This is a genomic window from Rhodococcus sp. 06-235-1A, from assembly GCF_002258785.1.
Taxonomy (GTDB): domain Bacteria; phylum Actinomycetota; class Actinomycetes; order Mycobacteriales; family Mycobacteriaceae; genus Rhodococcoides.
Genome location: NZ_NOYI01000014.1, coordinates 1 through 23652 on the forward strand (window position 1 = coordinate 1; position 23652 = coordinate 23652).

The following is a 23652-nucleotide window of genomic DNA, read 5'->3' on the forward strand; positions in this document are numbered from 1 at the left end:
GGACGGGGCGGGACGGGAGCCCCGCTCTTTCAGATACCCAACCTACGAATCTCTCCCCCGCTCCCAGATCTTCCCGTGGTCGTCGAAAACGAATATCCCGCAAGCCTTCTCACCGCACTCCGTCTACACAGCACATCTCAGGAGATCACTCATGACCCGGATGGCAGAGCACACCCGTTCGTCCGTTGAAGCTGATCTGCTCTACCTCGCCGAGGGCTGGCCAGCATTGGTGCGACTAAAGATCCCCGGATCGAACCGTTCGTGGGTAGAGGCACCACGCAAGCAAGTTCTCTCGGAGTCCGACCTCGACCGCATGGGCAAGAAGGGTGTTCCGCGTCAGGCCCCGGCAGACGTCGGTGTCCTCGATCTCACGGCTCGAATCGCCACGGTCACACACGACGTGGCGCTGTCGGTCGTCTCGCTCGGCCCCGGTGCGTCAGCTCTGCATGATGCACTCGAACGGGGGGAACCGTGGGCGTGGACCGACGTCGACGCCTATAGGTTCGCGGCCGAGTACTTTGGCCGGCAGTTTCTGACGACGCGATCGCCGTCGGCTGATCCTCGTCCGTGGTTGATGACGATTCGGACGTGGCTCGGTTCGGCCAATGAAGCCGACCCGCATCTGGTTCCGTGGGTCGGTCGCAGGTTCGAGCCCATCGTCGAGCAGCTCAGTCGTCTGCTCGGTGACGTCCGTGACGGGCAGGCCATGAATGGTGTCTGCCCGTGGTGCGGTGGTCTCGTCGCCGAAGGCGTTGTGGGCGAGAAGACTATGCGAGTTCTCCACCCAGACCCGGACGACGAAACGGCTGAGCCGCTGATCGTGTGCTTCGGCCTCGACTGCGCACCACCGGACTCTGCTTGCGGACATCGGTGGGATGGCAAGCCCGCGTGGGGCAAACGAGAGTGGGAGTGGCTGGCTTCGCAACTGGTCGATCTCGGCGAGCTGGTTGCCGAGGCCGCCGAGGACTGGGCGTCGCCAGGTCTGCGAGCTGCCCACCGCGCGTACCGACATGGCGTTCGCACCGCAGTGGTCTGTGAGTCCGAGGCGGACTACCAACGTCTGGCGCAGCAGCGATTCCGCAAGCGCTCCAAGGAAGCGTTGATGTCGTCATGAGCAGCCGTCCCACACTGAACAGTGTGACGCTGGCTCGGCTGACGAAGGACACCCCTCACTGGCTGGTGCCGTGCGAGGGGTGTCGTCACATCAGTTACGTGCACGTCGAGCAGGCGGACGGCACCCGATCATGCTGGACCGGAGGGGCTTCCGGCTGGTGCGACTGCCCCGAGTATGTCGACCCACCCCACCTCCAACACGCACACACACCGTGACCAGTTGCGTTGCGGTTATCCACAGGCTACTGTCATCCCCGTCGAACCGTCATGCCCAAAGGCTGGCGGTTCGAGGTGTTTCCGGGGGTGTGCGACCCGCGGGTCATTGCGCAGACACCGCACCCTCCGGACAACACCACGCGGAGGTACAGCAGTGACCGACCGCTGGGCAACCTCCACTCGACGCGCTCGCCTGCCGAAGGACTGGAAGCAGCGAGTGTCAGCTACTCGACACCGAGCAGGCGGGCGGTGCGAGGCCCGCCTTCCTGACGGCACCCGTTGCACCGCAGCCGGTACCGACTGCGACCACGTCATCCCTAACGATGACCACAGGCTCTCGAACCTCCAGTGGTTGTGCGATCCACACCACGAGGACAAGACCAAGGGCGAAGCGGCCGCGGCTCGGCACAAGCACCGACGACAGCGACCGGCTCGACCCCACATTGGCCTACTGCCAACCACTGCACCTGCCGATCGGCAGACCTACTCGTGAGAGGAACCACGTCCATGCCCGAAGAGGTTGGATACTTCGCACTCGATGCCAATCAGCAGCTCGACGCCCCGATCGTGATCACCGAGGGCGGCATTGCCATTGGCGGCACTGCGGTACCGGGCATCATCCTCGACGGTGAGGTCGTCATCGATCCGGTGACGGACGATCCGTCCAAGCTGCGCACCGTGACAGTGAAGTTCGCGGCGGAAGGTGGCGTCGTTCTGAACCCCGCTCTCGGCCTGGACCCCCAGCCCGACGGATCGATCCGGATCAGGGCGAGCCGCCTGGTCTCGCACTTCGCGCCGGCCGTGGGGGGCGGGACCCCCTCCCCCTGACGTCTCGGAGACCTAGGGGCATAGTGACCGCCTGTATGTACGGGTTTCAGAATTTTTTACCAGGTCAGAGGGTATTTTCGAACTCGATCCACCATCTCAATCGAGACGGGTTTCCAGCGAAACCGAGGCATTTTCGGTGGTTCGCAGAAGCGCTTGTCTGACGGCAAATGAGCCGCCCTCCAATGAACGCCGTTCTGCTGCAACGTCATTCAATCTGCGCAGATTGACGGTCCGGCTGGGGCGTGACCACCTTTCAGAACTCGGAGGAACTGCCCAATGCAAAAACCGATCGTGTCGAATGACGACTTGGCGGCACCACGGCCCCACGAGCCGGGCCACCGGCTGTACTCGGAGCTGTGGAACGCAATCTCCGGCGTGCTCGGTCAGTACCACCAGGGCGACCATTTGCGATTCAGCGAACGCGACCGGATAGCGAAAGCTGCGTGGTTGCAGTACGTGCACGAGATCGGCCAGGCTGACAAGCTCCAGAATGCGTCCGCAAATGCGAGCACCTGAGCGCTATCCGGGGATGATCGGTCGCGGTGATCTGGTGGTCGACACGACCGAGCCGATGCGTAAGCGCGTCGTGTGGACGGTGCTGGCGATCGATCAGGACATGCTCTGGCTGAAAGATGCTGGCGCGTCGTTCCCGAAGTACCGGACGACGCATTCAGGGGATTGCTACATCGTCAGGGGGTGACGCTGGTGAGTGTGTGGGCAGAAATACTCGTCGGATTCGGCGCGGGTGTCGGCTTCTCGATCGCGGCACTCGTCGTAGTCAGCGTGGTCGTCGGTGATCCGCACATGATCCGCGACATGTGGGAGTGCCGGGCGCGCCCAATCAAGCGATTGCGTGATCGCCGTTCGCGACTGCGAGGCCGCTGATGGGCGAACGTGGTCCTGTACCGAAGCGCTCGGACAATCGGGTGCGCCGCAACGTCACTGACGAGAACGGCGTCTCGACGAAGATGGCCCCGGCCGCGATCAACGTCAAGCCTCCGGCCGAGGATCGGGCGTGGCATCCGGTGATCAAGGGCTGGTATCGGTCTCTGAAGGAGTCGGGCCAGTCGGTGTTCTACGAGCCGTCGGATTGGCAGGCGGCGCGGTTCCTGGCGCACTACGCGTCGAAGGTGCTGCGGGCTGCCGACGACAAGGATGACCCGACCCCATTGCGGGCGGCGTCCATCGGCCGCATCTGGTCGATGATGGGCGATCTCATGACCACGGAGACCTCGCGTCGTCGTGCTCGGGTGGAGCTGATTCGTCTCGGCCTCGATCCGGGCGAGGGCGACACGGGCGGTGACGAGCCAGGCACGGAGGTCGTTGATATCAGTGACTACCGGGCTGCTTACGAATGAGGCTCTAGCGCTCGAACAGGCCGAGATCCCTCCGGGGTACTACCTCGGCCCTACAGAACGCGATATGGGCGCGTGGCTGACGCTTCCGTGGCCCGGAGATCATGCTCTGCCGTTCGCTCACCCGTCGCGGCTGGAGCTGCTGCCCCTCTCGGTCGGTCCGCATCTGGTGCGGTGGGCCGAGCGGTGGTTGCAGCATCCGCTCACGGGCGGACCGTGGCGCTTCACAGTGGGCCAGCGGCGGTTCATGCACCTCTGGTACTCGATCGACGACGACGCTCGGAATCTGTACCGCTCAGGGGTCAAACGCGGCGCGAAGGGTACGGGTAAAGACCCGTTCGCGGCCGCGCTGGCGCTCTGCGAGCTGTGTGGGCCGGTTGAGGTCGCCGACATCGACGGATCGGTCGTCAAGGCGAAGCGGCGGCACTGGGCGTTGGTGCAGATCGGCGCGAACTCGCAGGATCAGGCAGCGAAGGTGCTGGCGGTCGCGAACGCGATGATCACACCGCGGATGCGGCTGGCGTACGGGCTCGATCCGGGCATCACCCGGACGGCGATGAGCAACGGCAGCAAGATCGAGCTGCTCAAGGCCTCGGAGAAGTCGTCCGAGGGTGATCCGCCGACGGCGTTGTTCCTCAACGAGTCTCACCACATGCTCGCCTCCAACGGTGGCCACAAGATCGCCAACGTGGCGCGGCGCAACGTCGGTAAGTCGCCGAAGGACATCGGCGCTCGACTGCTGGAGCTGACCAACGCGCACGCTCAGGGCGCAGACAGCGTCGCGGAGGGCTCGTACGACGCCTGGCAGACGCAGGTGTCCGGCAAGACCCGCAAGCGAGACATTCTCTACGACTCGCGGGAAGCTCCACCGGGACTGAACATGTGGGACGACGAGCACGTCATGCGCGGACTGCGCGCGGCGTACTCCGACGCCCCGTGGTCGGACCTCGAACGGCTCCGGGACGAAGCGCAGGACACGCGCACGCCGGTCTCCGAGTCGATCCGCTACTACTTCAACGGTCTCGCCACCGCCGAGGACGCGTGGGTCGATCCGGTGAAGCTGAAAGAGCTGGCGCGGCCGACGTGGATTATCGAGCCCCGCGATCGGGTGGCGTTGTTCCTGGACTGCTCGAAATCCGGTGACGCGACGTGCATCAGCGGATGCAGGCTGTCCGACGGTCACGTCTTCTCGCTCGGTGAGTGGTCACCGAAGCACGGCGAGAACCCGGAGGGCTGGCTCGCCCCTCGCGAGGAGGTCGAGGCCACCTGCCGGGAGAACCTGCTCAAGCTCAACGTCGCGTGGTTCGGGATCGACCCGTCCCCGGCGATGGACGACGAGAAGGAAACCAGTTACTGGATGCCGATGATCGACGACATTCACCGCGACTTCCGACATCGGTTGCCCCTGTGGGCAACTCCAGGGGCAGGAGGCCACTCGGTGCTGTTCGACATGAGGCTGTCCCAGAAGGGCGCGAAGGAGCGCAACCAGCTGTTCACCGAGGCGGCAATGCAGACCGCGCAGGACATCGACGAGGACGGCACGTTCACCTTCGACGGTGACCCGATCGCGATGCGGCACGCGATCAATGCTCGACGCCGGCCGAATCGCTGGGGTGTGTCGGTCGGCAAGATCTCGCGCTCGTCGACCAAACGGATCGACTACGCGGTCACCATGATCGGCGCTCGAATGGGTCGCCGAATCGCATTGAACTCGAACAAGGTTGGTTCGGGTTCGGGAACAGGACGAGGTGGTGTGTTGTGACCGTCAGCCAGATCACCGCTCCGGACCTGTCCGGGCAGGAACACGCCTATCTCATGCGAATGCTGACTCAGCTGGACGCGCGGCAGGCAACGAACAGGCGTCGTATCGAGTACTTCGGACGTGAGAAGCGGCTCCGCAAGTTTGGGTTCAGCGTTCCTCCGCAGCTACGCAAGCTCGCCCCGATCCTGGGATGGCCAGAGAAGGCCGTCACCGGTGCTGCGCTCCGAGTCAACTGGGAAGAGTTCGTCGTACCCGGTAAACCGAAGGGAGACGACCGCATTCGCCGCATTGTCGACGACAATGCTCTGGAAGTGGAGATCCCGCAGGCGCACGTGTCTGCGCTGCAGCTCGGTCCCGCATTCGCGTTCGTGACCGCGGGCGACCCGAGCCGCGGCGAACCTGCCGGGATGATCTCGTACCGGTCGGCGCAGACCGCGACGGCGCTGTGGGACAAGCGAAGTCGCAGGGCGATCGCGGGGCTGTCGATCGTCGATTGGTCGGACACCGGCCAGCCTGCGGTAATGAATATGTACCTGCCGCGTGTAGTGATCACGCTAACTCGCATGAACTCGGGTTGGAAGGTCACCAGGGTCGGTCACCCGATCAACGAGGCGCTCGTGACCCCCCTGGTGCACGATCCGTACCTCGATCGTGAGTTCGGTTCGTCGCGCATCACTCAAACGGTGATGGACCTGACGGACATGGCGGCGCGCACGATGCTGCGCGCCGAGGTGTCGGGCGAGTTCTTCTCGTCTCCGCAGCGCTACTTCCTCGACCTCACTCGGCAGCAGTACGACCGCATCGTCGAGGGCGGCGGGTGGCAGTCGATTCTGGGCAGCGTCTTCGCCACCGAGGTCGACGACTCGGGGCAGACGAATCCGACCGCCCCGCAGTCCAGGGTCGGGCAATTCCCGCAGCAGTCGCAGGAGCCGCACATCGCGCAGTTGCGTTCGATCGCAACGATGTTTGCGGCCGAGACGTCCCTTCCCCTCAATTCCCTGGGCATCGTGCAGGACAACCCGGCGTCGGCCGAGGCGATCCAGGAGGCCAAGGGCGACATGATCGGTATCGCAGAGCGTGCGTGCAAAGTGTTCGACTTCGGGCACCGTCGGACAATCCGACAAGCGCTCATGGTCGCCGAGGGTCTATCGCAGGTGCCGGACGATCTGCTCGGTATGCGGTCCCGCTGGACAAACCCGGCGACACCGACACTGGCCGCTCGCAGTCAGGCTGTCGTCGAGCAGGTGCGCGAGGGCATTCTGCCTCCGCATGATGCGATCACGTACGAGTTGCTCGGATACGACCAGATCACCATCGATCGTCTCGTCGAGGCTTGGGGTAATGCACAGCCTTCGGACGCTCAGCGGCTCGCTGACGCTCTGACACGGCAAACGCAGCCCACATTGCCCTCTGGCGGCGCGCAGACGGCGCTCACGGCCTGATGGCCGAGACGCGGCTAGGCGCGGCTCTGACGGACGCTCACCGGATCGCGCAGGTACAGCTCTCCGGTGAGGCGGTCGCTGCATCGCGATTGCTGTTCTCGACTCTCGACCCGAGTGACGTGCCGGGCACCAAGGCCGAGTGGTCGGCGTTGCAGATGACGCTGATGAAGTACTACGACGAGAAATCGGCCGGCCTCGCTGCGGCGTATCTGTCGGAGTATCGCAGCGCCGAGCTTGGAACCTCGGTGGGGCCGGTCGCGGGTGTCGATGAGTTCGACGCCGAGCGTGTTGCTCGGTCGATGGATGCGATGGGTCCGGGCAAGCTCGTGCAGTACTCGGGTCCCGACGTCGACCGGATGGGCGTTCGCTCGGCGGCGTTGGTGTCGGACAGGGCGTTCCCGCGGCTCGCGGGCGCTGTTCGGCGTCATGTGCTCGGTGGCGGTCGGCGCACTCTCGCAGAGTCCGCGCGGCGCGACAAGCGCGCTGGTGGCTGGCGGCGAGTCTCGGACGGTAAGCCGTGCGCGTTCTGCGCGATGCTCGTCACCCGCGGCCCGGTCTACTTCTCGGAAGAGACCGCGCTCGGGATGCGCAAGTACCACGACGACTGCGGCTGCGGTGCCGAGATCGTCTACGGCACCTGGACTCCGACGAAGCTCGAGCAGCAATTCATCGACGCGTACGACGACGCTGCGGACGCGGCGTCGGCCGGTGAAGGTATCCGGGTAGCGCCGACGGCGAGCGATCCTCGCGACACGGTGCTGCATCGGATGCGCCGGAATGATGCTGAGCTGTTCAGCGATTCGGTGATCCCGAAGCCTGAACCGTCGATCGTCGCAGCGCGGACTCTGACCGAGGATGAAGGTCGGGCGCTCGGCAAGCGCGTGTGGTTCGACTTCGCTGACAACGTCGAACCGGTTGACGCTCAGATGGTTCGGATCTACACCGGTAACTCGTACGGTGCGATCAACGGTGCCCTGCGTGAGGGCGACTTCGCATACCTGTCGCCCAATCAACGCGAATCGATCGACGCTCTCGATCGAGTGATCGACGCCGCGCCGCGTGTGCCGGAGAAGATCACGGTCTCGCGCGCGGTCGGTGCGGACGTGTTTGGGCTGAACAAGGACTCGGACCTGTCGACGGTGCTCGGTGTCCCGTTTCGTGACGATGCATTCGTCTCGACGGCGTTGCAGTCCAAGCTCACCTATCTCGAACGCAACGAGGTCGAGCTGCGACTCGACGTTCCTGCCGGGACGCAGGGCCTGTACGTCTCGGCGCACGAGCGCGGTGACAAGTCGCTCGCGGTGTTCGGGCCCGAAGAGAATGAACTCATCCTCGGCCGTGGTATCGAGTACGAGTTCGACGACGCGTTCGTCGAGGACGGCAAGCGTGTGCTCGTCGGTCGAATTCTGCGGCAGAACGGAGTCACTCGTGGGTAGTCTCAGCGATCCGTCGAACTTCGGTGCCGTACCGGTCGACCCGCTCGCCTACCGCTACTACGGCGGACAGCGGGTCGGCCGGGGCCGGTGGGCGCTCATTCCGGGGCTCGGAGTGCTGTGGACCGACGATGCCTCCGCATTGCAGCTGTCGCGGATCGACGGAGCGGATCTGGTGGCCGCGAATGCCCTCCGAAAGCTGCTCCACACACTCGCCCGTGACGGCATCACTGCCACAGCGGCTTTCGACTCGATCGTCGCAGACCGCGACGTCACGGTAACCAGCGGAGATCTCAGCACTCTGCAGTAGGCGCTGATCGATTCAGCGTCCCATTCTCCCCAGCCGGTGGCTACTCCGCGGCTGGGTTCGCTCACGGTCGGCGACAACAGACCGGCATCTCGCCCACGGCCAGCGATCAATGGCCGGACTTTGCCGACGGGCTCACGGAAAGAAGGAATCACGATGGGGATCAACACTCTTGCAGGCTCGACACCTCGCGCTCGACTCGTCCGCGGGATTGCGCCGCAGTGGTCGCAGCAACCACGACAGCAGCAGTTCGGGGCCGACGAAGGCGGCGCTGCTGGCGGCGCTGGCGGCGGTGAAGGTGGTGAGGGCGGCAAGAGCGGAGAGGCCGCGGGTGCTGCTGGCGGTGCGGGCGGCGGCGGTGAAGGCGGCAAGACGACCGAGTACACGCCACCTGCCACTCAGGCCGACCTGGACAAGATCATCCAGGAGCGAATCGAGCGGGCGAAGAAACCGTTCGCCGACTACGACCAGCAGAAGGCCGATGCCGAGAAGTGGCGACAGGCCGAGAAGGAAAAGTTGCCGGCCGAACAGCGAACCGCACAGGAGATCGAGGAACTCCGACGCGAGAACGAGACGTTGAGGTCGGCACAGATCCGGTCGGACGTCGCCACGGCCAAAGGCATTCCTGCACAGCTGCTCTCCGGCTCCACCAAGGAAGAACTCGAAGCGCACGCGGATGCACTGCTCGCGTTCCGAGGCCCGGTGGCAGGTAGTCCCCTCGTGAACAACGAGAACGCCGGTAACTCCGGCTCCGGCAAGACCAACTCCACTGACTGGCTCGGCGACGCACTGCGCGCATAGCCGTAAGCGAAAGGACAACTCTCATGGCGGGTTTCGCCAACATCCAGGGGCGCGCTGATATCGCCGAAGCGCACATGCCCGATCAGGTCATCCCCGAGATCATCCAGACGGCCGCGCAGTCGTCGGTCATCCTCGGCCGAGCACGGCGTATTCCGCTGTCGAAGAAAAAGGCCAAGCAGCCGGTGCTGGCGAGCCTGCCCGACGCCTACTGGGTCAACGGCGACACCGGTCTGAAGCAGACCACGAAGATGGGATGGAAGGACGCGTTCATCACGGCCGAGGAACTGGCCGCGATCGTTCCCATCCCCGACGCCCTGATCGACGACGCCGACATCCCGATCTGGGACCAGGTCAAGCCGTTGCTCGCCGAGGCCATCGGCCTGGCGATCGACCGGGCCGCGATGATGGGCATCAGCAAGCCCGACACATGGCCGACTGCAATCATCCCCGGCGCGATCGCCGCGGGCAACGTCGTCGCGGAAGGCTTCGGTGCCGACCTCGGTGTCGATGTCGCCGAACTCGGCCGCAAGGTCGCTCTCGACGGATTCGGTATCAACGGCTTCGCTGCCGAGCCGGGCCTGAACTGGCGACTGGTCGGACTGCGCAACGAGCAGGGAAACCCGATCTACGGACCGTCCATGGCACTCGGTCAGCCCTCCACCCTGTACGGGTACGGACTCAACGAGGTCACCAACGGATCGTGGGACCCCGCGGTCGCGACGCTGCTCGGCGCGGACTGGAGCAAGTTCGTTGTCGGTGTGCGCCAGGACATCACGTACGACCTGTTCAAGGAAGGCGTCATCTCCGACGCCGACGGCAAGGTCGTGCTCAACCTGATGCAGCAGGACACCAAGGCGCTCCGTGTGGTCATGCGCGTCGGTTTCCAGGTACAGAACCCGATGACCCGACTCAACAAGGTCGACGCCACCCGCTACCCCGCGGGCGTCCTCGTACCTGTCTAGGAGGCACGAGATGGCTCTCTACATCGATCCCGACGGCAACGAGGTCACCGTCACCCAGAAGGCGGGCAGGCGCTCGCTGGAGTTGCTCGGATACGTGCTGATCGAGGCCGATCCGGAGGACTGGGATGTCGACGACGAACCACCTATCGTGACGCCACCCGGTGCCGCCCCGGAGGCGCGCTACACCGACGTGCTCACCCGTGAGGATCTGCACGGCGCACCTCCGGCAGCGCCGGTCGTCAACGACACTGCCGAGCGCGGGGATCTCGACGGCGGTGTAGTCGAGGCCGAACAGGCACCACTCGGGGTGAAGCTGGACCCCGATCCGGAGCCGACCGGCGATCCCGCCCCGTGGGCCGACGACGTGGCCACCGAGACGGCTCCGGACGCTCCCGCCGATGACAGCGAGACGGCCGCTGTCGACGTGGAACCTGCTGTGACGGAACCGGAACCGAAGCCTGCTCCGGCGAAGCGCACGGGCGGGCGGCGTGGCAGCAAGGCTGCCTCGGACGACTAGAGCGGAGGCTGACTGTGGCTGACGACGACTCGAATCCGACGTACGCCACTCCGGTCTACGTGCTCGATCGGTGGATCGGCTCGGACAAGCCCACGTCGATAGAGCTGGTGCAGTTCTGGCTCACCGAGGCGCAGGATCTGCTGTTCTCCGATCGGGAGTTGGCCGACCTGGAGGATCGCCTCGCCGTCGACGTGAGCGGCAAGCTCGCGAAAATGGTGATGATCGCCGAACGGCGGATGGTGACTCGGGCGATGAAAAACCCGGACAACATCCGTCAGGTCAACTCCACCACCGGTCCGTACACCGACAGCAGCACATTGGCGACGGAGACGTTCACCGGGCTCGAAGTCACTGCCTCCGAACGGGATCTACTGTCCTCGTCGTCGGGGTCGCGTGCCGGTACCGCCAGCACGCTCCCGCACGACGTCCCGCTGCACCCGCTGGCCGGGGCATGGGTCAATGGCCCCGGCCAGTGGGCACCAGGAGAGCAGGACTGATGGGCCGGTTCCGACACCCGATCACGGTCGTGGCGTACGAGCCAGTCGTCACCGGGCGCAACGCCCACGGCGGCGAGATCGTCGGGTACCCCGTGGGCGAGGACATCGAGGACTGCGCGTTCGCTCCACTGCCGCAGTCCGAGGAGTCGCTCGAGCAGTTCCGCGACAAGGTCATCGACTACGGCCATCTATGGGGTCCGTTCGATGCTCGGATCGAGCGGCGCTGGAAGGTCGACGTGCCGGGGTACGGATCGTTCATCGTCTCCGACCAGGTGGAGCGGTGGAAGAACCCGCACAACGGCCGTGAGCCCGGTTTCGAGGCGCACCTGAAAGATGTGGAGGGATAACCGATGTCGCAGCAGCAGTCGATCGAAGATCAGCTCTTCCCGCCACAGGGGCCGCGCAAGCAACTGCTGGTGATGCACGCGCAGGGCGAAAGTCGGTACGACACCCGCAACTTCACCGTCGACGACAAGTCAGCGGTACTGCTGGTGCTGACCGACGGCCCGCCTGGCCGCGCGGAGACCATCGCGGCGTTCAATCGCGAGTTCTGGATTGCGGCGATGTTCGTCGATGCGGTCGAGGAGGTGGCTCACGATGCCGAGGGGCGGTGAGTTCGTACCTCACCCCGGCGCGTACGGCGAGATCCTGTCCTCGCCGGGGGTCCGCGACATGATCGACGGCGCGGCCGCGAGCGCGGCGCGGCGAGCCGGTTCGGGATTCGACTGGAACTCTCGGCAGGGCACGCGGCGGTGGCGAGCCATCGTGTATCCGGCGACGCACAGTGCACGCGCTCGCAATGCTCGGGACAACAGTCTGATCGTCGCTCTGAATGCGACGTCGGTGTGAGCGCCCTGGTGGTGCCTCACCCCGCTCAGGCGGTGGCGATCACGGCGGTGACGGAAAGGTTGCCGACCGAATACGCCAACGCGTGGGTAGCGGGTGAGATCCCGGACAAGCGTCGGCCGCTGATGGTGCGAATCACCCGCATTCCAGGTGGCGGTGTGCCGCACCACGGCGCGACCGATCACGCCAACTACATCGTGGAGTGCTGGGCCGCCGATGAACCTGCGGCCGAACGTTTCTCGACCTACATTGGCGCGCTCTGGCGGTCGCTGCCCGGTCAATGGGCTGCCGGTGCCTTCATCCGGTACGCGAAGTGCACGGCCGCGTACTCGTGGCCGGACCCCGACCAGTCCCGGCACGATCAAGCCCGGTGGCAGTTCACCGCGGAGCTGGACATCAAGGTCGACTGACTCGACCTGCTCGATCCTCTTTCCTCTTTCACGTGGCCCGGTGCAACGACGCCTGAAAGGGACCTGATTATGGTCAACGTTCGCAATTCCTTCGTAGCAACACCTCCCATCGACGGCGGTGTCGTTCACTCCGCAGCGCTCGGAGAAGCAGAATTCCCCGAGACCGCACTCACCGCACTCGACCCGATATTCAAGGCCAACGACCACGGCGCACTCAGCGACAGCGGTCTCTCGCTCAACAAGGCTCGATCGACTCAGAAGGTCCGCATGTTCGGTGGCGCGACGTTCCGCGAGCCGCAGACCGAGTACGACGAGACGCTGACGTTCGCGTTCCTCGAGGACGACAACATCGCCGTTCTCAACAGCGTGTTCGGAGAGGCCAACGTCGAGGTCGAGACGGCCACGGCCAACGGCCAGCACAAGACGATCTACCACACCTCGGAGCAGCTCCCGATTCGCCACTGGATCGCCACGGTGATCGACGGTGTCAAGACCAAGCGGTACCTGATCGAACACGGTCAGGTCACCACCACGGCCGAGGTCGTCGACGTGCACTCGAACGTCACCACGCACCAGGTCACGCTCACCACCTACGCCTCGACGAACCCGGATTTCAAGGGCGCGCATGTCGTCGAGCTGCGGCACGACGGCTCGATCGTCGCGGTCGCGGGCGGAAACCTGGTGCAGGGCATGCAGCTGCGCGCTGCCTCGGTCGACGAGAGCGGCGAGCCGGTTGCTCTCGACGCGCCCGACTCCGCGACCACGTCGGACTCCGACGAGGCCCCCGACACGGCGAAGGCGGCGACCACGGATACGACCGGCAGTGCTCAGGCCGCGTCGGTCGATCCCGCTGTGGCCGAGCCGAATTCGACGTCGAGCGCTCCCGCGCCGACGACCACGACCGCTACTGCTCCGAAGACGGCGACGGCGAAGTCCACCTCGACGTCGAGCAAGTAGCACGACTCACCCGGCAGGGGTGATCAGTCATCCCTTGCACCGGGCCTGCCCCTGTCGGGTGGGACCTAGTACGGGCTCGGTGCCCCCAATTTTTCGCTGTTCACAATCGATCGAGAGGCCTGGTGCACCATGGCATTTCAGTACACACCCAACAAGATTCCGATGTTTCCGGTGGAGGTTTTTCGCGAGGGCGTCAAAAAGCCTGTCGTGTTCGAGATCCCATTCCTCGGGTACGTCGCTCCGGAGATCCACGAGGAAGTCGACAGGGTCATCACCGACCGCATTTTCGAGGTGCAGAGGGTCCGCGACGAGCGCAACAAGAATCGCGAGCCGCTGCCGGAGATGGATAAGAGGATTCAGTACCCGCGCCAGACCGAGGTGATGCAGGAGCTGTTCAAGCGACTCAACCCGGAGCTGGCGGAGGAGACGGCGTCGTGGCCGATCACCCCGCTCAACGAGCTGTGGGATCAGTGGGAGAAGGCGTCCCTTCCGGCTGACCTGGAAAAATCCGAAGCCTCCGAGCCCTCCTCCGACGAGAAGGCGTAGCGGGGGCGATCCGCTCCGATCTGCTCCGCGCGGGCAGGTCACTCGACGAGGTCGGCCGCACACTTTCGTGGGCCGACCTCGACGCATTTCTGCAGAACCCCATCGGCGTCACGGCTTACGGGCTGCTCGACGAGCCGATGGCGAAGTTCGACGATCCGGTCATCGAGCGGCTGACGTCGATCGAGGATTGGCTCGAAATGCTGCACTGGCGTGAGATCGGTTCCCCCGAGAATCACACGCCGCTCGGAGCCCGTGGCTGGCATCGGCGTGTCTTGATGGCCGGTAAGGCCGATCCGGATGCACCGAAAAAGCCGACCGGCAACGACATTCGTGCCGAGATCGCGCGACGAGAGCAGCAGCACGCGGATGGCGTGGTGCCGATCACCGAGGCCAAGAGCAGCCGCAAGGGCAACCCGAAAGCGGCCGCGATCCGCGCCGAGATCAACCGCCGGATGGCAGCAGCGCAATAGCGAGTCCTACTGAAGGGGGCGAATCCCATTGACCGAGCTGGGCGTTGGATACATCAGCATCGTGGGCGAGACGTCCAAGCTCGGCCCCTCGATCTCGTCGGCTCTGAACTCCGCGCAGGCGGGCGCAGAGAAGTCTGGTCAGGGCATGGGATCGAAGCTCGCACGCGGCCTCGGTGCGTCGCTGAAAGTCGGTGCGCTGGCTGCCGGTTCGGTGGCGGGCGCGGTCATCGGTACCGCCCTGACTCAGGGTATGGGCCGTCTGGTCGCGATCGACGATGCCAAGGGCAAGCTCTCCGGTCTCGGCCACGACGCGCAGTCGGTGGCCACGATCATGGATTCGGCACTGGCCTCGGTCAAGGGCACCGCCTACGGCCTCGGTGACGCGGCGACCATCGCAGCGTCCGCTGTGGCTGCCGGTATCAAGCCCGGCGAAGAACTGCAGAAGTATCTCTCGCTGACCGGTGACGCGGCCACCATCGCCGGTACCTCTCTCGAAGAGATGGGGTCGGTCTTCAACAAGGTCCAGACCTCGGGAACGGCCTTCACCGACAACCTGAATCAGTTGTCCGACCGTGGAATTCCGATCTTCCAGTGGCTCCAGGACGAGTACGGCGTGTCGGCCGATGCCCTGTCGAAGATGGTCAAGGCCGGAGAGGTCGACTCGGAGACCTTCAAAAAGGTCATCGAAGAGAACATCGGCGGTGCTGCGCTCGAATCCGGTAAGACGCTGCGTGGTTCGTACGAGAACACCAAGGCCGCTCTCGGCCGCGCAGGCGCGAGCGCGATCGAGCCGTTCCTGCCGATGATCAAGGACGGCCTGAAGCAGGTCACCTCGTTCGCCGACAAGGTTGCGCCACAGGTGGAGGCCGGGGCGAAGGCTACGGCCGAGGGCCTGTCTCAGATGGGCACTGCCTTCGTCTCTTCCGGTGAGTCGATCGACGGTACGGGAACGAAGATGGAGCGGCTCGGTGCCCGGCTCCGGATGGTCACCGACGGCGTGCAGGGCGTGTGGTCGATCCTGGCCAAGGGTGACTTCGCGGGCTCGAAGATGACGTTCGGGCTCGAGGAGGACTCGAAGGCCGTCGACGTCTTGTTCGACATCCGCGAGGGCGCGATCTCGGCCTACGACGCATTGTCACGGTTCTTCTCGGGCTCGGCAGGCGAGCAGGTTGCATCGACGTTCGAGGCGATCCAATCAGCCGGCCAATCGGCGTCGACGTCGATCGACGACGTCGGCAGTGTCTCCGATCGCGTCGGCGGCATGGTCGACAAGCTAACGTCGTCGGCGGCGTCCCTCGGTGGATCTCTGATCGGTCTGGGCGGCGACACGGCCACCGTGGTCGCAGCCGGTGTCAACGTGCTCGGGTCCGCGATGGGCTTCGCGGCCGACAACGCCGATCTGCTCGGGGTCGCCCTCGGCGGTGTCGCAGTGTCCATGGCAGCGGCTCAGGTCATCGAGACCGGCTACCAGGCCGCTCGTATCGCCAACGCGATCATGATGCCCGCACAGATCGCGGCGCAGATGGCGCTGACGAGAGCGTTGATCAGCCATACGGCCGCACTCCGCGCCGATATCACCGCGAACGGTGGGTCTGTACCTGTCGAGCGAGCATCCATCGCTGCTCGCCTGCAATCCGCTGTGGCTACGAGATCGCAGGCCTTGGCCTCCGGCGTACGCACAGCGGCTCTACGAGGCGAGACGACTGCCCTGGGTGCCTTCGCGGCCGCGCAGCGCACAGCCGCAGCCTCGTCGACGGGGCTGGCTGGTGCTGCCCGGTCCTCGGTTGCCAGTGTTGCCACGCTTGGTGCGCGCGCTCAGGGTGTGGCCACCGGTGGGCTCTCAGCACTGCGCACAGGCGCGGGCAAGGTCTCATCCTTCATGGGTAGCGGCGGCGGGTTCATGATTGGCCTCGCCGTGGCTATCGGCGGCGTCATGGCATTCAAGTCGTCGTCGGACAAGATGTCGCAGGGCCTCGACGCCACCCGCTCTGCGGCGAGCAACTTCTCGAAGTCGATGGTCACGTTCCGCGAGGGACTCGACGACGCATTCGGCGAGTCCGGCGGTGTCGCGGACAAGGGCGTCAAGTCCGTCGTCACCGCTCAGATCGAGAAGATCGACGAGGAACTCGACGCGGCGGCGGATCGCCTACCGGGCAAGTGGGACAAGACGGTCGCGTTCTTCCAGGAGTCGTTCAGCTTCGGCCAGGGCAACCAGATCGGCGACCTCATGGAGGTCGGCGACTCTGCGAAACAGGCCGAGCGGGCGAAGTCTGCGCTCGACAAGCTCGGGCTCAGCAACCGCGATCTCGCGGCCGGTGTCACCGGCAGTGGCGCGGCGTGGCGTGATCTCGACCAGAAGTTGCGATCGGCCGGTGGGTCGAGCAACGGCCTGGTGGAGAAGTACTCGGCCATGCGGCGAGAACTCGTCGAGTCGCAATCCTCGGCCAGCCAGGTCAAGGATGCGTTCGCTGACATCGCGACGAGCTCGGTCGGAGCGGCCGGTGGCGTCGACGCACTGACGGGCGCGATGGGTCGGTTCCGCGGCGACCAGATGACAGCCGAGGAAACCCAGAAGCGGGTCAACGATGCGCTGCGCGGATTCACCGAGGCCTCGGCCGAAGGTGCTGCGGCAGTGGACGAGACGTCCGGCAAGATCGACACCACCACTGCGGCCGGTTCGCGTCTGTTCGACGCGATGAAGTCGGTCCAGGGTGCGTTCGATCAGGCCGGTGCGCAGGCTGCGCAGTCGGCGACCGAGCAGAAACTCTCGGCCGAGGATGCGGCGATCGCTGTCGAGCTGGCGGGCATGAAGGTCCGCGACGAGTTCATCCGTCAGCGCGTCGAGGCGGGTTGGACCGAAGAACGCGCAATCGCTCTGGCGGACGCGTACGGCCTGATCCCGATGGACAAGACCACCACGATCAAGATGATCGGCGATGACCAGATCCTCACTCGGATCGGTGTCATTCAAGGTGCGCTCGACAACCTCACTCGAACAACGCCGATCATCAATGCACCGCAGCCGAACATTCCGACTGCGGGCGGGATTCCGTTGCCGGGTGGGCGTGCGTCGGGTGGTCGGTTGCCGACCACAGGGCCGGGCACCGACAGGACCGATGGGTTCCTGGCGGTCTCCAGTGCCGGTGTGCCGGTGGCTCGGGTCGATGCTGGCGAGTGGGTCGTCAACGAACGCTCGTCGGACAAGTACGACCGCGAGCTGGCTCAGATCAATGCCGGCACTTTCCCGAAGCTTCCGGGCTACGAGGACGGTGGCAGGGTCGGTGTGAAGACCCAGCAGGAGCTGCTCGATTTCGTCAACGGCAGCGAGAGCGAGCCGCTGACGGGTGCGAAGTACGTCTTCGGTGGCATCAAGTGGGGTGACTGCTCGTCGGCGATGTCGGCGATCGCCCGGTTCGCTGTCGGCTTACCAGCGTTCGCCGCTCGCTTCGCGACGGCGACGATGGACACCGCCCTGGCATCGCTCGGGTTCTCTTCGGGCCGTGGCGGTCCGAACGATCTCCGGATGGGCTGGCGCAACGGCGGTCCGGGCGGCGGTCACGCGCTCGGCACGCTGCCCGGTGGGACGAACGTCGAGATGGGCGGCTCGTACGGCGGCGGCATGGTCGGCGGTGTCGACGGTGCGGACGCGGCCGAGAACACCGACTTCGCGTACCTGCCGATACCCGGTGGTGCCGGTCCGTCGTCGGGGTCGCTCTCGCGTAGCAGCAGTGGCTCGCGGAAGCGTCCGGAGTGGACCGACAAGCAGCAGTTGCAGCTCGAAGAGGCGGCGATTGCGATCACTCGCGCCGAGGAGGCGCGGGCGAAAGTCGAGGCCGAGTTCGCCGAGGGTAAGAAGTCCGAGGCCGATCTCGACATGGCGAACAAGAAAGTCGAGATCGCGCAGCAGAAGGTCACCGATCTCCAGGCCAAGAAGGACGAGGTGTCGACGTGGGTGGCCGAGGGTCCTGCTCCGCAGGCTCCGGAGCTGTCGCGGTCGTTCTCCGATGCGGAGAACGAGCGGATCGACGCTCAGGTGGCCCTCGATTCGGCGAACACTCGCCGCAACGAGGTCTACGACGATCCGGACTCCACCGACGTCGACAAGCTCAAGGCCGACGCCGAACTGGACAAGGCCCGTAAGGCTCTCGCGCTCGCGGGGACGAATACGGAGTCGGGTGACACCCCGTCGTCGTGGTCGGATCTCGCGGGTTCGTTCGCTCGGGACTTCATCTCCGGTCAGGTCGAGGAGGCCCTCGGGGTTCTGGGGATTCCGAACGAGCTGCCGTCTGCGGTGAAAGCCGCTCAGATGCTCGGTAAGGCCTTGGCCAATCGCGATGCGGTCGGTATGCCCTCGGAGCTGTCGTCGTCGATCGGTGCGTCGACTGCGGGGTCGCCGACGCGGCAGCAGATGCTGGCGGACTCCCCGGTTGTCTACGACCCGTCGAAGGGACCCGAGCAGTGGGTGCCGGTGGTCGACGAGGCGCTGCGGCGTGCGGGGTCGGCGTTGTCCACGACGGCGCGCACGGTCGAGCAGATCGGGGCTCGGTCGGGCGGTGATCCGGCGAACCTGTGGGCGCTCACCAACGAGGCGTTCGCGGCGAACCGTGATCCGTCGCTGCCGAACGATCCGCAGTTGCCGCTGTCGAATCTGGTGGCAGGTCTGCGGTCGACGAAGGGTGTGCGCGCCTACCACTTCGGTGGTGACGTCACCGGTCCGAGTGGCCGCGATCAAGTTCCGGCTCTGCTCGAAGCGAAGGAGTACGTGGTCAATTCACGATCGGCGAATGCGGCGGACAACCCGGCCATTCTCCGAGCGATGAACTCGGGCACTGACTTCCGGGTCGGGCAGCAGCAGTCGGCCCCTGAGCGTCCGTCGCCGATTTTCAACATCTACGCAGCTGATCAGGACGACGCAATTCGGAGGTGGAAGGTGGCGGAAATGGTGGCTTCGGCTGCGGCATGGGGGACCCTCTGATGACGGCGCAGGATCTGATCAAACTGGAGTGGCACGGCCACGACGGCTCGGTGTGGCCACTGTCCGGAGAAGGCGTGATGCCGGGGATCTCCCCGGTGTCACTCGGTCTCAGCCCGAAGGGCATCTGGGAGACGCCGCGGTCGACGATCTGGTCGCAGGGCGCATTTCAACAGTCGGCCACGTTCGACGGCGACAAGGTCGACATGATGACCGCCGTCCTCCGAGTCGACTTCGCGGCGACCACCGAGATGACCGTCCAGCAGGTCTATTCGCGGTTTCGGCGGGCGTGGTCGACGAGCAAGCAGGGAACGCTCGTCGCCACGACCGGCGAGGGTATCCGCAAGTTGAAACTTCAGTTGATCGAAAACCTCTCGTACGAGCCGGAATTCGATCCGAACTTCAACGGTTGGGGCTTCGTGGTCATCCAGGCACGGCCGACGTGGCCGTTCTGGGTCGAGGACGATGTGTACGACCTGTTCAAGGCCTCGGCCGAGAACCGAGTCAATCTCACGACGCCGATCGTGTTGCCGAACGGAAATGGCGGCACCACATCGTATTCGGTGGTCTACCGCGAGACGGTGCGGCTGTCGAACCCGACGGACTGGCCGAGCTTCCTGAAATGGACGATCGACAACCCGGCGTCCGGATCGACGGTCCGCGTTCAGATTCCGGATCTGTCGTGGGAGACGGACCCGGAGGAGGACGACTACGAATTCCGCAACCGCGCGATCTGGGTTCCCTCCCTCGCTCCCGGCGAGAACCTGGTGATCGACACGTATCCGGATCACGAAACGTGGCGGTCGAACCTCAACCCGATGTTCGTCGGACGTTCTAACGGAGTGGAATTCGACTTCCCGATACCCGAAGACACCAACGAGCCCGTCGACGTGCCGATCACGGCGACGGCCCTCGGTGTCTCGGTCATGGTCACGATGCGACGCAACTGGTCGTCGATGCTCGGAGGGTGGGTCTGATATGCCGGTAGCCGCCGATCCCACGAACCCGCTGTTGATGGACCCCGATCTGCTCGAACGGATGCAGCGGATCGCCGACGACGCGGACCGGGAGCAGGATCGGATCGCTCGGCGACGGCGCAAGCGCCCACTCGTGCGGCTGTGGGACGGCGACATGGTCTATCGCGGCCGCGTCACCAACGAGTACGAGGGCCACTTCCAGTGGCGAATGAACAACACCGGGTCGGCGAGACTGCTTCTCCCCGTGGGTCATTACCTCACCAACTGGGCGATCGACCCCTGGGGCCGCACGAAGCAGAACGTCCACCTGACGTTCGACAAGGACGGTGCACGGTGGGGTGGACGCTGCGCAGGTGACGCATCGACCCGCATCACTGTCGGCAAAGACGGCAAGCGGTACGTCGAGCTCAATTTTCTCGACGACTACGAAGAGCTGAAGAACCTGCTCGTCTGGTGCTCACCATACCTGCCAAGCATCATTCAGAAGAGAGCGTTCGTTCTCGCGGGCCCGTCCCGCTACATGCTCAAACTGGCGCTGTTCCTCAATATCATGCGCCTGGAGGGCAATTGGTTCTCCCTGCCCGACGACCCGATGGACCTCGCGCAGTGGGGCCAGGCGTTCAACATGTCGAACTGGAACATGGTCGTCAATCCACACAGTCTGCTATCGGACTCGTCGCCGTGGACGGTGCTGTCATCGCGGTTCGAGTACTGGCACGACATGGCCGAGGGCACTCTCGCCGACGCGCAGCTGATGGTCACCACTCGGCGATACCTTGCCGGTGACCCACCGCCGTGGCCCGGCGCGAACATTCGCCCCGGCGCGATCGTGTTCGACGTCGTCGACGTCTCCGGCTACTGGGACGAAACCTCGACCGGTGGCACGATCTGGGACGGACTCGTCCGGACTGTCGTGCAGCTCGCCGACAACCTGGTCGACGAGATCGTCACCACGGTCACCGGGTCGATCGACCCGTACCAGAACATCGTCGGCAAGTGGATCGGCACGTACCCCCGTCAGCCCTACGTCGTCTATCGCGACGGGCAGATATCGGGGATCGATGCGTTCGACTGGTCGTTCACCCCCGGCACCGTTGTTCAAGTCGTTGCGGGTGGCCACAGCGCCCCCGGAGTCAACGAGCTGATGAGCAACGGAATCGTGTTGGGCGGCAACTACCTTGGGCAGTTGATCGGACTGCCCACGGCCGGAGTCATCGCGGACACATTCCTGAAACCGATATATACCGACACCGTCGGGGCCTGGTGGACCATCAAAAGTCCGGTGCGTGCATTGCGCTACGGATGGTCGCATTACCAAGAGGGACGGTCGGATTCGGCGAAACGGGCCTACACCCTCTCGTCGCTGATGGATCTGCGGGACACATTCCACAAGACGCGGCCGCGCACCACGCACGCCGCGACACTCGGAGATGGCCGGCCGTATCGGATCGGCGATCAGGGCCAGGGGCATTGGTGGCTCGGGTCCCGCATCGGTGTGACGAACAAGGACTTCCCCCGCAAGGGCGTCGTGTTCGTCGAGCAGGCCAGCCAGATCGATTACGACTACGACCGCGACAGCCGCGGCTGGTCGGCAATCACAGGCGATCCGCGGGTCAACGAGGCCCCCGGCGAGAAGAACATTCGGTTGCTGCGATCGGCACTCGTGGCAGGACAACAGTTGGGAGTGATCTAGATGATTCCGACACAGGCGTACTGCGATCCGAACAAGCCGGAGGAGGCCGCACTGTGGGCCGTGGTGGGGATCGAAGAGACACCGGGCGTGCCGATGATCGCCCCGGAGGAATCTCTCCGAGGCCTGTCTCGGCAGCTCCACGACGCCGGTTTCCGGCACCACCCCGAGCTGCAGACCAAAAAGGCGATCATCGTCGGCGCACCCGAGCAAGAGGGCGTGTCGTGGATGGGCGTCGGCGAGATCAAATGGGTCCCGATCGATTACGAGGACTCCCCGGAGGTCCTGGCTGCGGCGGCTGCCGAGCAGGAGGAGCTGTTGACCGATGACGACCTCGATCAGGCGTCCGGTGCACAGCTGATGGCCTTCGCGCAGAAGTTGCAGGCCCGTGGGGTCATCCGTGCTCCGGAGGCCCCGACTGCGGCCGATGCGGGCGATCACGCGGTCGCATCGAGCCTTGGGGGTGATTGATGGGTATCGCTCCGGATAGGCCCCGTCCCGACGTCGCGTACGTCGGGACAGTCGGGGCGAGTGGCGTCAGCAACGTCCAGAACGAGACGCAGGCGAAGATCACTGCGGCACAGCGCGCCCCACTGGACGCTGCGTACGGCGACGCCCGAAACAACATGACCAACAACCTGTTCGGCGGATTCGGCAACGGCATCGGCGGACTGCTCGGGGTGCTCGTCCAAGGCGTGTTCGGCATCATCGGCGGCGGCATCGGCGACTTCATCGGTGGACTGCTCGGCCAACGAAACAAGCTCGACAATGTCGTCAACGTGGAGGTCCCTCGCCTCGACAACCGAATCGACCAGGTCGACGTCGGTGGCGGCGCGTCCGCGCAGCGCGCCTACTTCGGCATGGACGGAACCTGGACCAAACCCACCGGGTTCTCTCGCCACGTCGTCGAGATCATCGGCGGTGGCGGCGGCGGGGGCCGCTCTAACGGAGTGCAATTCGGCGGTAACGGCGGTGGCCTCGGCGGCTACTCGGGCGGGTGGAACGACGCCGAGTTCTTCGACGACGATCTACCTGCCACGGTTGCCGTCGTCCTGGGCAATGGTGGCGTCGGTGCCACGGCAGACAACACGATGGGCACCGGCGGCGGCAACAGCACCTTCGGAGCATTCCTCGCTGCGGGCGGCGCTTTGTCCACTGCTCACGGCTTCGGGTCGAAGACGCTCGACATTCGCGGTGGAGCTGGCGGCTACACCGTTTCAGCGGGCGGGTTCACCGTTCCGTACGCACCCACCGCGGGCACAGGTCATGCGTTCGCCAACGGCGGTGCTGCCGGAGCCGGTACGGGCGGCGCGGCTGGCGGCAATGGCAACTCTCCGTCACCACCGACCAAGCCGTATCCGGGCACAGGCGGTGGTGGCGGTGCGCGCAACTCGGGTACCGGAAACGGTGGCCGTGGCGGCAACGGCGGCAATCCGGGAGCTCCCGGTGGTGGTGGCGGTTCCTACAACATCTTCGGATTCGCGGGCAACGGCGGCAATGGCGCACCGGGTGCCTGCTGGATCACCTCATACAAGTAGCGAAAGAAGTCCC

At 65.1% G+C, this 23652-nt stretch carries 26 protein-coding genes; all 26 read left to right on the top strand.

The genetic code is table 11. The features are described 5' to 3' along the window. Positions 1-151 precede the first annotated feature (151 nt). The 26 genes from CH275_RS15895 (at position 152) to CH275_RS16025 (ending at position 23639) form a co-directional block, all read left to right on the top strand. The gene (locus CH275_RS15895; protein WP_094679321.1) at positions 152-1114 is read left to right on the top strand and encodes a hypothetical protein; all 963 of its coding nucleotides are present in this window, start codon (positions 152-154) and stop codon (positions 1112-1114) included. 722 nt (positions 1115-1836) lie between these two features. Continuing rightward, complete coding sequence (locus CH275_RS15905) at positions 1837-2157, top strand: hypothetical protein (protein ID WP_094679322.1); 321 nt, start codon at positions 1837-1839, stop codon at positions 2155-2157. A gap of 291 nt (positions 2158-2448) precedes the next feature. Further along, the gene (locus tag CH275_RS15910) at positions 2449-2673 is read left to right on the top strand and encodes a hypothetical protein (RefSeq protein ID WP_143546783.1); all 225 of its coding nucleotides are present in this window, start codon (positions 2449-2451) and stop codon (positions 2671-2673) included. After that, complete coding sequence (locus CH275_RS15915; RefSeq protein WP_094679324.1) at positions 2660-2857, top strand: hypothetical protein; 198 nt, start codon at positions 2660-2662, stop codon at positions 2855-2857. The genes CH275_RS15910 and CH275_RS15915 overlap by 14 nt, the downstream gene beginning before the upstream one ends. Next, positions 2854-3042, top strand: coding sequence for a hypothetical protein (locus CH275_RS15920; RefSeq protein WP_094679325.1), 189 nt, complete (start codon positions 2854-2856; stop codon positions 3040-3042). Before CH275_RS15915 ends, CH275_RS15920 begins: the two co-directional genes overlap by 4 nt. Next, the gene (locus CH275_RS15925) at positions 3042-3515 is read left to right on the top strand and encodes a phage terminase small subunit (RefSeq protein ID WP_094679326.1); all 474 of its coding nucleotides are present in this window, start codon (positions 3042-3044) and stop codon (positions 3513-3515) included. The genes CH275_RS15920 and CH275_RS15925 overlap by 1 nt, the downstream gene beginning before the upstream one ends. 64 nt (positions 3516-3579) lie before the next feature. Continuing rightward, on the top strand, positions 3580-5274 hold the full coding sequence (locus tag CH275_RS15930; RefSeq protein WP_256991056.1) for a terminase: 1695 nt from the start codon (positions 3580-3582) through the stop codon (positions 5272-5274). Beyond that, the gene (locus CH275_RS15935; RefSeq protein ID WP_094679327.1) at positions 5271-6716 is read left to right on the top strand and encodes a phage portal protein; all 1446 of its coding nucleotides are present in this window, start codon (positions 5271-5273) and stop codon (positions 6714-6716) included. The genes CH275_RS15930 and CH275_RS15935 overlap by 4 nt, the downstream gene beginning before the upstream one ends. Beyond that, positions 6716-8152 (top strand): VG15 protein, encoded by a 1437-nt coding sequence (locus tag CH275_RS15940; protein WP_094679328.1) that lies wholly within the window; start codon positions 6716-6718, stop codon positions 8150-8152. Before CH275_RS15935 ends, CH275_RS15940 begins: the two co-directional genes overlap by 1 nt. After that, positions 8145-8459 carry a hypothetical protein gene (locus CH275_RS15945; RefSeq protein ID WP_094679329.1) on the top strand — a complete coding sequence of 105 codons (315 nt, stop codon included), beginning with the start codon at positions 8145-8147 and terminating at the stop codon, positions 8457-8459. Before CH275_RS15940 ends, CH275_RS15945 begins: the two co-directional genes overlap by 8 nt. 153 nt (positions 8460-8612) lie before the next feature. Next, positions 8613-9257 (top strand): hypothetical protein, encoded by a 645-nt coding sequence (locus tag CH275_RS15950; protein ID WP_094679330.1) that lies wholly within the window; start codon positions 8613-8615, stop codon positions 9255-9257. A gap of 23 nt (positions 9258-9280) precedes the next feature. After that, on the top strand, positions 9281-10219 hold the full coding sequence (locus CH275_RS15955; protein ID WP_094679331.1) for a phage major capsid protein: 939 nt from the start codon (positions 9281-9283) through the stop codon (positions 10217-10219). A gap of 10 nt (positions 10220-10229) precedes the next feature. After that, positions 10230-10736: a hypothetical protein gene (locus CH275_RS15960; protein ID WP_094679332.1), complete on the top strand. Its 507-nt coding sequence runs from the start codon at positions 10230-10232 to the stop codon at positions 10734-10736. Between the two features lie 14 nt (positions 10737-10750). Then, on the top strand, positions 10751-11233 hold the full coding sequence (locus tag CH275_RS15965; RefSeq protein WP_094679333.1) for a hypothetical protein: 483 nt from the start codon (positions 10751-10753) through the stop codon (positions 11231-11233). After that, positions 11233-11580, top strand: coding sequence for a hypothetical protein (locus CH275_RS15970; RefSeq protein WP_094651759.1), 348 nt, complete (start codon positions 11233-11235; stop codon positions 11578-11580). Before CH275_RS15965 ends, CH275_RS15970 begins: the two co-directional genes overlap by 1 nt. 3 nt (positions 11581-11583) lie before the next feature. Next, on the top strand, positions 11584-11847 hold the full coding sequence (locus CH275_RS15975) for a hypothetical protein (protein WP_094679334.1): 264 nt from the start codon (positions 11584-11586) through the stop codon (positions 11845-11847). Then, the gene (locus CH275_RS15980; RefSeq protein ID WP_094651761.1) at positions 11831-12082 is read left to right on the top strand and encodes a hypothetical protein; all 252 of its coding nucleotides are present in this window, start codon (positions 11831-11833) and stop codon (positions 12080-12082) included. Before CH275_RS15975 ends, CH275_RS15980 begins: the two co-directional genes overlap by 17 nt. After that, entirely contained in the window at positions 12079-12489 is a 411-nt protein-coding gene (locus tag CH275_RS15985; RefSeq protein ID WP_094679335.1) for a hypothetical protein, read from the top strand. Before CH275_RS15980 ends, CH275_RS15985 begins: the two co-directional genes overlap by 4 nt. Before the next feature lie 69 nt (positions 12490-12558). Continuing rightward, positions 12559-13446 carry a hypothetical protein gene (locus tag CH275_RS15990; protein ID WP_094679336.1) on the top strand — a complete coding sequence of 296 codons (888 nt, stop codon included), beginning with the start codon at positions 12559-12561 and terminating at the stop codon, positions 13444-13446. A 129-nt stretch (positions 13447-13575) separates the two neighbouring features. Further along, on the top strand, positions 13576-13992 hold the full coding sequence (locus tag CH275_RS15995) for a hypothetical protein (RefSeq protein WP_094679337.1): 417 nt from the start codon (positions 13576-13578) through the stop codon (positions 13990-13992). Positions 13993-14129: 137 nt separating this feature from the next. Beyond that, positions 14130-14462, top strand: a complete 333-nt coding sequence (locus CH275_RS16000; RefSeq protein ID WP_094679338.1) for a hypothetical protein — start codon at positions 14130-14132, stop codon at positions 14460-14462. Positions 14463-14490: 28 nt separating this feature from the next. Further along, positions 14491-19437, top strand: a complete 4947-nt coding sequence (locus tag CH275_RS16005; RefSeq protein WP_094679339.1) for a tape measure protein — start codon at positions 14491-14493, stop codon at positions 19435-19437. Beyond that, positions 19422-20411 (top strand): hypothetical protein, encoded by a 990-nt coding sequence (locus CH275_RS16010; protein WP_143546784.1) that lies wholly within the window; start codon positions 19422-19424, stop codon positions 20409-20411. The genes CH275_RS16005 and CH275_RS16010 overlap by 16 nt, the downstream gene beginning before the upstream one ends. Position 20412: 1 nt before the next feature. After that, on the top strand, positions 20413-22104 hold the full coding sequence (locus tag CH275_RS16015; RefSeq protein WP_094679341.1) for a Gp37-like protein: 1692 nt from the start codon (positions 20413-20415) through the stop codon (positions 22102-22104). Beyond that, positions 22105-22572 carry a phage gene 29 protein family protein gene (locus CH275_RS16020; protein WP_094679342.1) on the top strand — a complete coding sequence of 156 codons (468 nt, stop codon included), beginning with the start codon at positions 22105-22107 and terminating at the stop codon, positions 22570-22572. It begins immediately after the preceding gene. Then, a complete protein-coding gene (locus tag CH275_RS16025) occupies positions 22572-23639 on the top strand; it encodes a glycine-rich domain-containing protein (RefSeq protein WP_094679343.1) in 1068 nt (355 codons plus the stop codon). Before CH275_RS16020 ends, CH275_RS16025 begins: the two co-directional genes overlap by 1 nt. The last annotated feature ends 13 nt before the right edge of the window (positions 23640-23652 follow it).